A 13,796-nucleotide genomic window follows, 5' to 3' on the forward strand; every position below is an offset into this window, starting at 1 on the left:
CGATGGTCAACTACATCTGGCTGTTCTTTCTTGTCGTCGGTTTCGTCGTCGCCGCAGTTCAGGGCAATATCGATGTGGTGACCAAGGCTGTATTTGAAGGCGCCGAGAACGGGGTAACGGTCTCTCTCGGCTTGATCAGCATCCTGACGTTTTGGATGGGGATGATGCGAATTGCCGAAGACGGTGGTTTGATTCAAGCGTTGTCCAAGCTTCTGAGGCCCGTCGTTCGCTTTCTCTTTCCGAGCGTACCGATCAATCACCCGGCAGCGGGGTACATCATGTCCAACATGAGCGCGAATTTGCTCGGTCTTGGCAATGCGGCTACCCCGATGGGCATCAAGGCTATGCAGGAGCTGCAGAAGCTCAATCCCGATAAGGATAGGGCCAGTCCCGCGATGAGCACGCTGCTCGCCTTGAACACGGCCAGCATCACCTTGATCCCGACGACCCTCATCGCCATCCGGATGAATCTGCATTCGGGCAATCCCGCCGAGATCATCGGGACGACCCTGCTCGCCACGGCCGTTTCGACTCTCGCTGCCATCGTTGTGGATCGCTGGTATCGAAAGCGTGAAGGTCCCATGCCGCCAACAGGAGGAGGGTAAGCCATGTTCGCCGTCGTATCCGCCATCTCCGCTTGGGCGATTCCTGTCCTGCTGGTCTTCATCCCCCTATATTCTGCATACCGCAAGGTTCCGGTCTATGAATCGTTTGTGGATGGAGCCAAGGACGGCTTTCAGACCGCGGTATCCATTATTCCTTCCTTGGTCGGCATGATGGTGGCCATCAACGTATTCCGCATGTCAGGAGCGATGGATCTATTCGTGAATGCCCTGAAGCCGATCCTGAACTGGGCGGGTATACCGGGAGAAGTATTGCCTCTCGCCATTCTGCGGCCGATCACAGGAGCGGGATCGCTTGCGTTTACCACCGATCTGATGAAGCATTTCGGTCCGGATTCTCTCATTGGCCGAATCGCTTCCACTGTTCAGGGCAGCACGGACACGACTCTCTATGTGATCACGGTTTACTTCGGAGCGGTTGGCATCCGCAAGGCCGGCTATGCTCTTAAGGTGGGACTCATCAGCGATGCGGTCGGCTTCATCGCTTCTGTAGCGGTCTGTTACCTGGTGTTCGGCTAAAATCTGCGTGAAACCGACTTTTTTCCATCCGATCGTCAGGGTTTCCTTAGGGAAGCCCTGTTTTGCTTGTGATTTTGGTCCTAACTGGGTATGATTACGAATGAGGTGAACCGACAAATGGAACGTTTGCAAAAGGTGCTGGCTCAGGCTGGCATCGCTTCACGGCGAAAATGCGAAGAAATTATCAGCTCCGGCCGGGTTCAAGTGAATGGAACGGTAGTCAAGGAGCTTGGGGTTAAAGTGGATCCGAAGGCGGATGTCATCCTGGTTGACGGCAAGCCGATCAAAAATGAGCAAACGCTTTACTTGCTTCTGCACAAACCGAAGGGTGTTATTACGAGCGCTAAGGATACCAAGGGACGAAAGGTTGTGAGCGACTATCTTCCCGGGATCAAGGAACGCGTCTATCCGGTCGGGCGGCTTGATTATGACACAGAGGGGCTGCTCATCCTGACCAATGACGGCGAGTTCGCTTACCTGATGACCCATCCCCGTCATCATGTGCCTCGGACCTATCGGGCAACGGTCGAGGGCACGCCGCACGGCAGTGTCTTGGAAAAGCTGGCCAAAGGAATCAAGCTGGAGGACGGGATGACGGCGCCCGCCATCGTCGATTATCATGACGTTAATCCAGAGAAGAAGGAGACCGTCATCTCCATCACGATCTTTGAAGGACGCAACCGGCAGGTCCGGCGGATGTTCGAGGCGGTTCATTATCCGGTCATCCGGCTGAAACGGGTTCAATTTGGCCCACTTCATCTGGGAACCTTGGCTCGCGGTAAGTTCCGCCACCTGACCCCGCAAGAAGTTGAGGAGCTGCGCAAAGCAGCGCTGGAAGCGGAAAGTCCGGCAGCTGCAGCAGACGAGTCACAATCCGTTCAAAAAAAGAATTAACGAAATCGCCAAAATTCGCTATAATGAGGGAATGATTTGAATATTCCGTGACAGCGAGCGGCGATGTCGGTCACGTCTCCTGTTTAACGGCCTGGATATACATTTCATCGGGAAGTTTTAGGAGGAGCTTTTTTATGGCAGATAACATGGAAAGCATATTGGTCGTGGATGATGAGGAACGGATCCGCCGGCTCCTTCGCATGTACCTTGAGAAAGAAGGCTATGCCGTCGATGAAGCCGAGGACGGAGAGTCGGCTCTGCAGAAAGCGATCGATCACGATTACGACCTCATCCTGCTCGATCTGATGCTGCCGGGAATCGACGGTCTGGAAGTATGCGCCCGTCTGCGGCAGGTGAAGGCGACGCCGGTCATCATCTTGACAGCCAAAGGGGAAGAATCCAATCGGGTGCAGGGCTTTGAAGCCGGAACGGATGATTATGTGGTCAAGCCCTTCAGCCCGCGCGAGGTGATCTATCGCGTGAAGGCGATTCTGCGCCGCTCCTCGGCGACGGCTTATCTCTCCAAGGGGGCTAACTCGAGCAATAACATTGTATTCCCCCATCTGCTCATCGAGCATGACGCTCATCGCGTGACGGCGGGGGGACATGAAATTGCTCTGACTCCCAAGGAATACGAGCTGCTGCATTACCTTGCCGTTTCTCCGGACAAGGTGTTTTCCCGGGAAGAGCTTCTGAAAGATGTCTGGAATTATGAATTTTTTGGTGATCTTCGAACGGTGGATACCCATGTCAAGAGACTGCGCGAAAAGCTGAACAAGGTTTCTCCGGATGCAGCCGCCATGATCACAACCGTCTGGGGAGTCGGATACAAGCTCGAGGTACCCAAATAATGTTCCTATTCAGGAGCGTCGTAGGCAAGCTCTGGATGACGATCATCACAATGGTGGCTGTGGTGCTGATCATCTTGGGCTTGCTTCTTTTTCGTTACATCGACACGAGCTTTCCTGATCAGTCAGGCTCTTTACTGAACACAGCCGAGAAGCTGGCAAGCAGCTATCGGCAGCATTCGGGAGATTCCGCATTCGTTAAGTCGGCCAATGAAATCCTGGCTGCGGAAGACGCGGGCATGGTCGTTCTGGACCTTCAGAGCCCGTCGCAAGAGAACCGATTTTCTTTTGACGGTACGGTGATACCGGCTGATGAAGTCTTCAATCCCAAGGAGCTGAATGCCATTCGCAGCGGCGATCGGCTTAAAGCGACGTACGCTCTGCCGGGAAAATCGGACTCCAGCTATTTGCTCGTAACGGTTCCGGCCCTTGTGAAGGACGGAGAGACGCTGACGCACAGCCTCGTTCTTTTTCAATCGAAAAAAAGCATTGAGAACCTTCAGTACTACGTCAAGAATCTCTTCGTGTATGCCTGCATCCTCGGCTTCACGCTTACAACCTGCTTCGCCTTTTTCTTGATCACACAAATTAATCGACCTCTGTTGGAGTTGAAAAAAGCCGCCGAAAATATCCGTACGGGAAATTACAATCGCAAGGTGGTGATCCACTCCCGAGATGAAATTGGGGAGTTGGGTACAACCTTCAACCTGATGGCGGATCAGCTTGATCACACCATACGTGACCTTCATCTAGAAAAAGACAATCTGGCAAGCGTGCTAAGGAGCATGGCCGATGCGGTCATTTCGTTTGATCTCGAGGGCAGGATCATCTTCCTCAATCCGGGCGGCGAAAAGGTTCTTGCCGATTGGTCCCGCTTCCGTACCTACGATGGGGAGAACGGCGAGGTTCCGCAGGAAAAGAATGTCATTCCCGATCCGTTGCAACCGCTCTTCCAATCGGTGACTTCGGAAACGAGGGAGATTGCCACCCGCCTTCATGTAGAGAAGGGGGTATGGTATGCCGCGATGACTCCGCTCTATTCCGACGGTACGGTGCGCGGCGCGGTTGCCGTGCTTCGCGACGTCACCGATGAATACCGCGCGGAAAAGATGAAGACCGACTTCGTGGCCAATGTGTCTCACGAGCTGCGAACGCCTTTGTCGATGCTGCAAGGCTATAGCGAGGCACTCATCGATGATATCGCAGGCTCTCCAGAGGAGCGCAAGGAACTGGCCCAGATCATTTATGACGAATCGTTGCGGATGGGCCGCCTCGTGCACGATCTGTTGGATCTGTCACGGCTGGAGACCGGTCACATGACCATGCATTTTCGGGAGACGGAGGTTCATCAGCTCATTACCCGGATGCAGAAGAAATTCGCCGCGATGTGCAGGGACAAGGAAATTGAGCTTAGGCTGGAATATGTGCCGAATGCGGAGGTATCGATTCAAGCGGATGAAGACCGGCTTGAGCAGATCTTGACCAATCTGCTGGATAACGCGATCCGCCATACGCCAGCAGGGGCCGCGATCACTCTGCGCTCTTACCCGGCGATATGGAAGGGGGAGCCGGCCGTGACCATGGAAGTGCAGGATGAAGGGGAGGGAATCCCGGCGGATGATCTGCCCTATGTGTTTGAACGCTTCTACAAGGCGGATAAAGCGAGAAAGCGGGGCAGCTCCGGCGGAACCGGACTCGGTCTTGCCATTGCGAAGAACATCGCCGAGCTGCACAGAGGCTCGATCGAGGTGAAGAGCAAGCTCGGTACCGGCACAACCTTTACTTTACTCGTGCCGCTCCATTAAGGAGCAGGATAATAGGAAACGGGACCCCATGTGGGTCCCGTTTCCCTGTTCCTAGAGCGTGTTCGCAAATCCGACCTTCGGTCGAATTAGTCGAGTGGGTTCTCTTGACTTTAGCCACATATGGCTAATCTTCAGGTGACTCTCACCTGCTATTCGAACGGTTCATGGGTCTACAAGCACGCTTAGTCCAAACGCTTAGCGAACGAACAGCTTTTTTGACAGAAGAGGAGATAGAATCTTGTTTTTCGTGGAACATCTTTATCGATTTAAAGCGTTAATTCTTTGACTCTATCGATTTCGTCCAGCTTTTCTAATTGCTCAAGGGCTTGATTGTCCGCATGCTTGTCGATGGTCAGCACCATGATCGCGGGGCCTCCCACATCCTTGCGGCCAACTTGCATGGAGGCAATGTTGACGTTGTTGATGCCAAGCAGCGTCCCTACCTTGCCGATAATTCCCGGTTTGTCGGTATGGGAGACGAGCAGCAGCGTTCCTTCCGGAGCGATATCCACCGGGAACTCATTGACCTTGACGATGCGTTCTCCGAAGCCTGCGAGCAAGGTCCCGGCCAACGTGAGATCGCCCGCCTTGGTCTTCAACGTTACCGTGACGAGATTTTTGTAATTTTCGGCCGTGGCGGTCTTCTGGACAAGGACATTCACCCCGCGGGATTTCGCAAGATGCGTGGCGTTGACCAGGTTGACTTCATTGCCGAGATGCGCCGAGAGGACACCTTTCACCACGTAACGGGTGAGGGGATTCGTATCGAGATCCATCAGTTCTCCGGAATAGCTGACCACGATATCCGATACCGGAGCTTCCGCCATGCGAGCCACGAACAAGCCGAGCTTCTCACCGAGCTTGAAGTAAGGCTGAAGTTTATTCAGCACGACAGCCGGTACAGGCGGCATATTGACGGCGTTTTTGTACGGTTGATCGCGAAGGATGTTCAGAACCTCTTCCGATACATCGATGGCGACATTCTCCTGTGCTTCTACCGTTGAAGCGCCAAGGTGAGGGGTGACGATGATGTTCGGATGCTTGGTGAAGGGATGACCTTCGGGAAGCGGCTCTTGCGTGTATACGTCGAAGGCAGCTCCTGCCACAATGCCTTCCTCCACGGCGGCAACAAGCGCTTCTTCGTTGATGATCCCGCCGCGTGCGCAGTTGATGATGCGAACGCCTTTCTTCATCTTTGCGAATTGCGGCTGATCCAGAATGTTGCGAGTGTCGTTGGTGAGCGGGGTATGAACCGTGATGAAGTCGGACTGCTCGACGATATCTTGGACCGTCGCTGCGATGACGCCCAGCTTCTCAGCCCGTTCTTCAGTCAGGAACGGGTCGTACCCAAGTACCTTCATACCGAAGACTTTGGCCCGTTTGGCTACTTCGCTGCCGATGCGTCCCATGCCGATGACGCCAAGGGTCTTGCCGCGAAGCTCTACGCCAACGAAGGTCTTGCGGTCCCATTCTCCGCCGATCGTCTTCTTGTAGGCCTGAGGAATCATGCGCGCCGTCGCCATCATCATGGCGAAGGAGAGCTCAGCCGTCGCGATGGTATTGCCGTCGGGAGCATTGACAACGACGATGCCCTTCTGGGTGGCGGCTTCGAGGTTGATATTGTCAACGCCTACGCCGGCACGGCCTATAACCTTGAGGCGGGGAGCCGCAGCCATGATCTTCTCCGTCACCTTCGTTTGGCTGCGGACGAGCAAAGCGTCATAATCGCCGATGATGGCAACGAGTTCATCTTCCTTAAGTCCCGTTTTCTTATCGACCTGCACGTCCTCTGCATCGTGAAGCTGCTGAATCCCCATGTCGCTGATCGGATCTGAAACCAATACTTTAAACATTTTCGGTTACCCTCCTCATCATGATAAAAAGCGGATCATGCCAAAAAAGCTCCCGTCCTCACACGGATCATCCATGTGAAGGGACGAGAGCTTAACTTCGCGGTGCCACCCTTGGTTTGTCGTTTCCACTCGCGCAGAAAGACCTCACGGTCTGAAGAATCAGACCCGGACGGGTAACGGTGTCCACTACCGGCAGCGCCTACTTGGGTTCAGCGCCACAACTCGGGATTGCTCCACGCTCTTCTCCTCACCGGTTTGCACCGACCACCGGCTCTCTGAGAGGGTCCAAACGCTTCCTTCCGTCATCGTTCTTTCGTTCATCGTTTTTTTCATACTTTATCACGTCGAAGCGGAAGTGTCAATAGGCGATTTCACTTAAAAATTCCTTAATCAGGGTGAAACAAGCTCCTTTTCGCCCAGAAACCGAACGTTAAAATCGTTAATAAAGATAATGTTCGTAAATAGAAAAGAAGCTCCTGGAAAAGGAGCTTCTTCATGCGGCTTTTCATTTGCCAGCCGATTTGATATTCTTTCTTTTATCGCTGAACCTTGCGCACGACCTTCTTTATGAAAAGAAAGGGATGAGAGGCAGCGTTTCATTCGGGTAACGCTTCGCTTTCAATCGCGAAAAATCATCATCGCGCACCGCTCCGGTTGCACTCAGCAGATCGATAGCATCTTGGACGTTGGTCAGCTTCATTTTGTCCGTGTGGCCTTCGGTGATCAGCATATCGATTTGCGCCGTGAGATCTTGTGGAGCATAATTGGTGAAGAGCGGAGCCGCTGCTAGCGCCTTGGCCAAATACATGTTCTTCTGGTTGAGGGACAACAAGCTCCAATTCTTAAGGGAAATGCTCTTTTCTTTGAGCAGCTCGGAATGTTTCATGCCGGGGACGGCGTTCATATTCCATTGCAGGATCGCAGCGAAATATTCTTCCTGTGCCTGCATGGCAAAACGCTTAGCTTCGGTAAGGCCCGCATCCTTGTTCATCTGCACAACCAGTTTGGATCCGTCCGTGCTACGGGCATCTGTCTCATACTTCGCGATTTCTTGTGAGAATAGCTTTAAGCTCTTGAGCAGATGGGTATGGGCGTCATTAAGCAAGGGTGAATGCTCCGGCATCGTTCCCTCGCCAATGCGATCGAAGGAGCTTTTGGCCTGCTTCCGGATCTGTTCGAGGAGAGAGGAGGATTCCTTGCCGCTGGAAGCCGATTCCAGAGCGTTCAGGTTGTCAAACCAAACGGCTCGGAAGTCCTCGTAGGGCAAGTAAGCGAGATGATAGTAAGAGGCGAGGCTGGTCTGGTCGTAAGCCCCCGCCTGATTGAGGGGGTCGTTTTTCTCAGCGAGCAGCGTCTTGTACTTCGCTTCCACCTTATCGGTTCCGGTAAGAAAGCCATAAAAGAACGCAACCGCAACGCAAACCAACATAAAGATGAAAGACATGACGAAAGCATACTCTGTTCGGGACCATTGCTTTTTCAAGGGAAACACCTACTGTTTTTTCTTCCAGTATAGGGGAATGGGAGGGAAAATGGAATACATCTTTCGACATAGCTGGAAGGGTACCTATGAAAAAATGGGATTTTCGTAATATAAAATTCAAATATGTGTCGATCGATGACTTGGACGATCGGCTGCTTCTTCTCAACCTGTACATCACCCAACTTTTAACTTTTTTAGTCGGCTTTCTGCTCACAAGTGTGCAAAGAAATTTCATCTGGACACTCTTTCCTCTGAAGCTGCCGACGATGGTTCTCTGGGGTGTTGGCTTGGCGGTCGCTGTGGTCATTGCTGACATGGTCGTATCGCGTTTCGTTAATGAGGACATTTCCGATGACGGTGGAATCAATGAAATGCTTTTTGCAAAGCGGCCGCTTTGGCACATCGCTTTGATCTGCCTCATCGTCGCCTTTTGCGAGGAAATCCTGTTTCGCGGCGCGATTCAGCATTGGCTTGGCCCGTATTGGACGAGCATTTTGTTCGCAGCTATCCATGTCCGCTATTTGCAGCATTGGCTCATGACCGGACTCGTGTTCTCGATCAGCTACGGACTCGGATGGGTCTATGTGCATACGGGAACGCTCTGGACGCCGGTCATCGCTCATTTCCTGATCGATTTCATCATGGGCTGCCTCATCCGGTATCATGCTAAGGATTCTGATGAATAAGATCTATCTGCGTAGAAAAGGAACCAAGCCGCTGCTCTCGGGTCGGCGGCTTGGTTCCTTTTTCGTAATGAACTCGCTTATTTAGCGGCTTCCGGCTTCAGCGTCTCAATCCGGTTCGGATCGAGGAAGGAGTAGCCCTTCTGTTCAAGCTGAGTCAGAAGGCTATCTAAGGCTTCTCCGGTCCAGGCAAGCTCGTGCATCAGGATGTTGGAGCCGGAATGAAGCTGGTCCATGACATTCTGGATGACCTTCTCGGGCTTGTTGGGCGTACTGAATTTCATGGTCCAGTCCAACGATCCGTTCGACCAGTTCATGCGAAGGATGCCTTCTTTCTTCAGCTTCTCCCGCAAGTATTCGTTGGACAGCCCGTTGGGAGGACGCATGAAGACGGGAGCGCTGCCGGTCAGCTCTTCGACCTGTTTCTGGACGGTGTCGATCTGATAATCAATGGAGTTGTTGCTTTCTTCGCTAAGATGGATATGATCGTACGAATGATTGCCGATGATTTGGCCGCGTTCATGAATCAATTTGAGCAGTTCGGGCTTTTCCTTGATTCGATACCCGTTGACGAAGAAGATCGCCTTCGCTTTATGCTTATCGAGGGTATCAAGAATCGGGAGCAGGGTTTCCTCCGCCTTCGGACCGTCATCGAAGGTGAGCAGGATCACCTTCTTATCCCCGTCTTCCTTGATCGGGACGACATCGTAATTTTGGTTCACCCGGTAATCGGCCGTCACTTCGGGTGAAGGGCTAGGGCTAGGCGTTGGAGACGGAACGATCGTAGGCGAAGGAGTGGCGGGAGGCAGGGTTGCCTCAGCCGTCGCTGTAGCCGACGAAGGCGAAACGGTTGCTGACGGTTGTCCCGGAGCTGCGGATTTGGCGCCGCATGCGGAAAGGACAAGCGAGAGTGCGGCGGCGGCACTTAAGACCGCCCATGGTTTTTTCATGATCATCACCTTTAAAATTTGAAGGATGAGTAGGAAAAATACAAAGTCGTTGTCATTATACCACATAGACGGATTTAACCGTCCCTTAGTTCCAAGCCACTTTATGGGCGGCTTCGAGCGGGAAACCAGCCCTGCTTGGATCGTCATGTTGTCGCGCATGGGTTTCCTTTATTTCACTCGCATAGGTCATTCCTTCCGGTAAATGCTAGCTGTGTAGTACTTACCCTACAAGAGGAGGATGGAACATGCGCTTGAGCGGATTTGTTGTCGGAACGGTTGTCGGCGCGCTCACGGCTCGGTATTTTATGCGAGGAGGCCGGGTATCGCAGCTCATTCCCGGCATCGCAGGTATAGGCACCGGTTTGGGCAAGGCGGTCGGCCAAATAAAATTTGGTCATGCCGCCGTATCGGACAGTCAAGGGGCTGGACTCGGACAAGTGAATGAGATCCTGAACCAAGATCCCAAGGTGAAAGCACAGGTGAGCGAAATTCTTAAGCAGAACGGGGAAAAAACGGCGGAACTACAGTAAGCTTTCGCGTGAAATAACACAATTCCGCACGGGGAATTGTGTTATTTTTCCGTTCAGGGTGGAATAAATTTTTTACAAGGTTCCCGATTTCGGCTTCATGGAGGCCAGTCCGTTTTCCAAACCGGAAGGTGGCATGATATAATAGGAGTAATCAGATAGAAAGCTTGCGCAGATGATCACAAAAACAGCAGGATTTCATAATCTGTAAGAAACAACGTTCGTTTGGCCATCCCCCAAAGCTTGAAGGAAAAGGAGGATCCTGTATGAAAATTGAACGACTCGGTGTGGATAAAATTAGGATTTTCCTTACATTCGACGATTTGACGGAGCGTGGAATCAAAAAGGACGATATGTGGCGAGAAGTGCCTAAGGTTCATGAGCTCTTCAGCGAAATGATGGAGCAGGCGTATTCCGAGCTGGGATTTGATGCAAGCGGTCCTCTAGCCGTCGAGGTGTTTGCTCTTCCTGCTCAGGGAATGGTCGTCATCGTCACACGCAGCAAGAACGTCGAACGGGATGAAGATCGGTTTGATGACGAAGATGGCTACGAGATGGAAGTGACGCTCGAGCATAGCGATGTGATTGTATATGCCTTTCGCGACCTCGAGGATTTGATCCGAATGGCCAAGGTGATCCAGCCCCAAACGGAAGCGGGCGGAACCTTATACTCCTATAAAGATCGTTGGGTTTTGTTGTTCGACACCCCCGATATGGATGAGAATGAGCCCAAATACCAAGCCCTTATTGCGATCCTATCCGAATATGGGGAAGCGACCTCCGTCACGCAAGCCGTTCTTGAGGAATATGGAAAGACGGTCATTGTAGAGGATGCCGTCCACGTGCTTTGCACTCATTTTAGCTGAAAGCCGCCGAACCGAACTGAAGAGTCTCCAGCCTGCCGAACCGGCGGAAACTGGAGGCTTTTTTGGTTGTGGGATAGCCCTTGCGGGTTTCTGCTGGAGAGAGACACGAACGTCGAAACGGCCATTCGGGCGAAAAGTAACCGTAGGGGACATGTAAGCCGAGCAAGCGTCCGATTTTGCCTGGAAAAGGCCGTCATTTCCGACATTTCGGACCGGTTCCAACCAAATACCAAGGGAAAAGAATAGCACCGAGGAGGATTACACGGTATAATGGAAGTATTTTAATGGATGAGGTTGAGTGAATGGTACTTTCCATAATCGCCGCGGCGGCGGCTCCCGGCTGTGCTCTTCTGGCCTACCTGTACCTCAAGGACCGATATGATCCCGAGCCGGTGAACCTGGTTCTTCGAATGTTTCTGTGCGGCGCGCTGGCCGTATTTCCTTTGATGGTGCTGCAGCGCTCCTTCGTATTGGGCTTCGGAGAAAATCATTTCCTGTTTTCGTTCGTCTACTCGTCTGGCATGGAGGAGGCAGTCAAGTGGCTCATTCTCTATGTGATTATTTATAAGCATGTTGCCTTTGACGAGCCCTATGACGGAATCGTTTATGCGGCTGCGGTCTCGCTTGGATACGCCACTGTTGAGAATATCATCTACGCGCTGGTGAATTACTCTACCTTCTCCCAGATCATGATGAGAGCGCTCCTGCCGGTATCGGGCCATGCGTTGTTCGCCGTGTTCATGGGCTATTACTTGGGCAAAGCGAAGTTCGAGCCTGCAACCGCGAAGAAAACGCTCGCTCTTTCGTTCCTGCTCCCTGTTCTGTACCACGGGATGTTCGATTACATTCTGATCGATTACGATTCTCGCTGGGTGTGGCTGATCGGGCCGTTCATGCTGTTCTTGTGGGGCCGATCTCTCTGGAAGATCAAAAACGCGAATTCCGCATCTCCCTTGCGTGTGACCCTGGATGACGAGTATAAACTTCCGGTGTAGAAGCCATACTGTACGGTATAGATCTCCTGGGAGGGTATACCATGTCTTCACGGGTAAAGGTACGGATCCGTTGCCGCAAATGCGGAGAGAATTTTGTTCTGAAAGGCGTTCGCTCCAAGGGGCGAATCGATACGGGGTTCAGGCGCTGTCTGTGCGATAATGACCGAGACCTCGACGTAGAAGAGGTTGAATGAAGGAGCTTGCCGGAAGGCGGGCTCTTTTTTTTGCTCAAAAAGGCTCCTTCAGATTTTGGGTTGAATTGAATAAAGCGGCTTCACGCGAAGAAACCTATGCGAGAGGAATAATTCAGCAGGGAAGGAGCAGTTACCATGTATAAATCCATCAGCGCGGTAGTGATGCCCATAGCGGTTCTGGTCGCCATCGGACTTGGCGTGTGGGGGTATCAGGTGAACACGGAGAAGAACACGATTCTGATCAAAGCGGAGAACCAATATCAGCGGTCCTTCCATGACTTGTCTCATAACCTGGGGCAATTACAAGATGAGCTGGGAGGGATGGTCGCCGTCAATCCGACCAAGCAAGCCTATTACCGCAGGCAGATGATCAACGTTTGGCGAATTACCAATCAAGCGAAGACCAACATCACCCAATTGCCGCTCACCATGCTTCCTTTTGACAAAACCCAGGAGCTGCTGCATCGGTTGTCCAAATTCTCCTATCAGACCTCCATCCGCGATCTTGAGGCGAAGCCGTTAACCGCCGCGGAGAAGAAAACGTTAGCCTCGCTCTATGAGTGCACGAAGGATATCGATAAGGAATTGAGCCAGGTGCAAACCAAGATCCTCTCCAGCAATTTGCGGTGGATGGATGTGGAGGCCGCTCTGGCCAGCCAGAAGGAAAATCAGGACAATGTCATCATCGACGGCTTCAAAACGCTCAACAAGAAGGCGGAGGGATACGGTGAGCTTGATTTCGGACCGTCCGCCATGCAGACGAGCACCCGTCAAGATTTAAACAAGCTGCCTGGCAAGGAACTGAGTGCGATGGAGATTCGTAAGAAAGCGCAGCAGTTCCTCGGGCTGTCGGACGGCTCCGCGCTGAAAGTCACGGAGAACGGACCGGGAACGGAATTCAACTCCTATACCGTTGCTTACCCCGTTGGCGGTAATAATGAGGAGCTGACCCTCGATTATTCCAAAAAGGGCGGACATCTGCTGCAGTTCATGAGGCCGCGCTCCATCGGCAACAAAGTCCTTGATGCCAAAGGGGCTCAAGAAGCGGCAAAGGATTTTCTGAATGAGCACGGCTTTGCCGACATGAAATTGATCAATTATGACGAGTATCAGCGCACCGCGGCGCTTACCTTTGCTCATGAGCAGAATGGCGTGCTCGTGTATCCCGAATCCGTCATGCTGAACGTGGCTCTGGATAACGGTCAGGTGACGGACATGCGTGCGGCCAATTATCATTTCGAGAAGAAGGATCGCACGTTCGACAAGCCGAAAATGACGTTGAAGGAAGCGAGCAAAGAGTTGAATCCGAATTTCAACGTTCTTTCGACCCGGCAGTCGCTCATCGAAGGCGAGCTTGGCGATCAGGTTCGCTGCTACGAATTCCTCGGTAAAATCAACGGCAAGCTCTATCGAGTTTACATTAATGGAGAAACCGGTTATGAGGAAAAGGTAGAGAGCTTGCATGACGGTTCGGCCATCTGATTCCCCCTCCTTGAACTTTCCCGATATTCAGCGGAAGCAACCTCATGGTATAATCTTCTCGTGTGTTGCCAGAT

13 protein-coding genes and 1 other annotated feature are annotated in these 13,796 nt (G+C 52.4%); of the genes, 10 read left to right on the forward strand and 3 right to left on the reverse strand.

The window, feature by feature from the left end:
- Window positions 1-2: 2 nt before the first annotated feature.
- From BN2684_RS19640 to BN2684_RS19660, 5 genes are all read left to right on the forward strand, one after another.
- Window positions 3-605, forward strand: a complete 603-nt coding sequence (locus BN2684_RS19640) for a nucleoside recognition domain-containing protein (RefSeq protein WP_058303800.1) — start codon at window positions 3-5, stop codon at window positions 603-605.
- Between the two features lie 3 nt (window positions 606-608).
- Complete coding sequence (locus BN2684_RS19645) at window positions 609-1,142, forward strand: spore maturation protein (protein WP_058303801.1); 534 nt, start codon at window positions 609-611, stop codon at window positions 1,140-1,142.
- Window positions 1,143-1,259: 117 nt separating this feature from the next.
- The gene (locus tag BN2684_RS19650) at window positions 1,260-2,036 is read left to right on the forward strand and encodes a pseudouridine synthase (RefSeq protein WP_058303802.1); all 777 of its coding nucleotides are present in this window, start codon (window positions 1,260-1,262) and stop codon (window positions 2,034-2,036) included.
- A 134-nt stretch (window positions 2,037-2,170) separates the two neighbouring features.
- Entirely contained in the window at window positions 2,171-2,887 is a 717-nt protein-coding gene (locus BN2684_RS19655; protein ID WP_058303803.1) for a response regulator transcription factor, read from the forward strand.
- A gap of 35 nt (window positions 2,888-2,922) precedes the next feature.
- On the forward strand, window positions 2,923-4,689 hold the full coding sequence (locus tag BN2684_RS19660) for an ATP-binding protein (protein WP_234340282.1): 1,767 nt from the start codon (window positions 2,923-2,925) through the stop codon (window positions 4,687-4,689).
- A gap of 266 nt (window positions 4,690-4,955) precedes the next feature.
- Here BN2684_RS19660 and serA read toward each other — a convergent pair whose 3' ends face one another.
- Both serA and BN2684_RS19670 read right to left on the reverse strand, forming a co-directional pair.
- A complete protein-coding gene (gene serA / locus BN2684_RS19665) occupies window positions 4,956-6,542 on the reverse strand; it encodes a phosphoglycerate dehydrogenase (RefSeq protein ID WP_058303805.1) in 1,587 nt (528 codons plus the stop codon).
- A gap of 76 nt (window positions 6,543-6,618) precedes the next feature.
- Window positions 6,619-6,857, reverse strand: a binding site (T-box leader).
- Window positions 6,858-7,107: 250 nt separating this feature from the next.
- Window positions 7,108-8,025 carry a hypothetical protein gene (locus BN2684_RS19670; protein WP_148450033.1) on the reverse strand — a complete coding sequence of 306 codons (918 nt, stop codon included), beginning with the start codon at window positions 8,023-8,025 and terminating at the stop codon, window positions 7,108-7,110.
- A gap of 86 nt (window positions 8,026-8,111) precedes the next feature.
- On the opposite strand from BN2684_RS19670, the gene BN2684_RS19675 reads away from it, so the two are divergent.
- A complete protein-coding gene (locus BN2684_RS19675) occupies window positions 8,112-8,711 on the forward strand; it encodes a CPBP family intramembrane glutamic endopeptidase (protein WP_058303807.1) in 600 nt (199 codons plus the stop codon).
- A gap of 77 nt (window positions 8,712-8,788) precedes the next feature.
- Here the strand turns inward: BN2684_RS19675 and BN2684_RS19680 are convergent, their stop codons facing one another.
- Window positions 8,789-9,658 carry a polysaccharide deacetylase family protein gene (locus tag BN2684_RS19680; protein WP_058304643.1) on the reverse strand — a complete coding sequence of 290 codons (870 nt, stop codon included), beginning with the start codon at window positions 9,656-9,658 and terminating at the stop codon, window positions 8,789-8,791.
- 245 nt (window positions 9,659-9,903) lie between these two features.
- Here BN2684_RS19680 and BN2684_RS19685 point away from each other — a divergent pair, with 245 nt between their 5' ends.
- The 4 genes from BN2684_RS19685 (at window position 9,904) to ypeB (ending at window position 13,722) form a co-directional block, all read left to right on the forward strand.
- Complete coding sequence (locus tag BN2684_RS19685) at window positions 9,904-10,188, forward strand: hypothetical protein (protein ID WP_058303808.1); 285 nt, start codon at window positions 9,904-9,906, stop codon at window positions 10,186-10,188.
- Between the two features lie 263 nt (window positions 10,189-10,451).
- Window positions 10,452-11,051: a genetic competence negative regulator gene (locus BN2684_RS19690; protein WP_058303809.1), complete on the forward strand. Its 600-nt coding sequence runs from the start codon at window positions 10,452-10,454 to the stop codon at window positions 11,049-11,051.
- A gap of 302 nt (window positions 11,052-11,353) precedes the next feature.
- Window positions 11,354-12,046 (forward strand): glutamic-type intramembrane protease PrsW, encoded by a 693-nt coding sequence (gene prsW / locus BN2684_RS19695; RefSeq protein ID WP_058303810.1) that lies wholly within the window; start codon window positions 11,354-11,356, stop codon window positions 12,044-12,046.
- A gap of 329 nt (window positions 12,047-12,375) precedes the next feature.
- The gene (gene ypeB / locus BN2684_RS19700) at window positions 12,376-13,722 is read left to right on the forward strand and encodes a germination protein YpeB (RefSeq protein WP_058303811.1); all 1,347 of its coding nucleotides are present in this window, start codon (window positions 12,376-12,378) and stop codon (window positions 13,720-13,722) included.
- Window positions 13,723-13,796: the final 74 nt, after the last annotated feature.

This window comes from Gorillibacterium timonense (assembly GCF_001457415.1).
GTDB classification, from domain to species: domain Bacteria; phylum Bacillota; class Bacilli; order Paenibacillales; family NBRC-103111; genus Gorillibacterium; species Gorillibacterium timonense.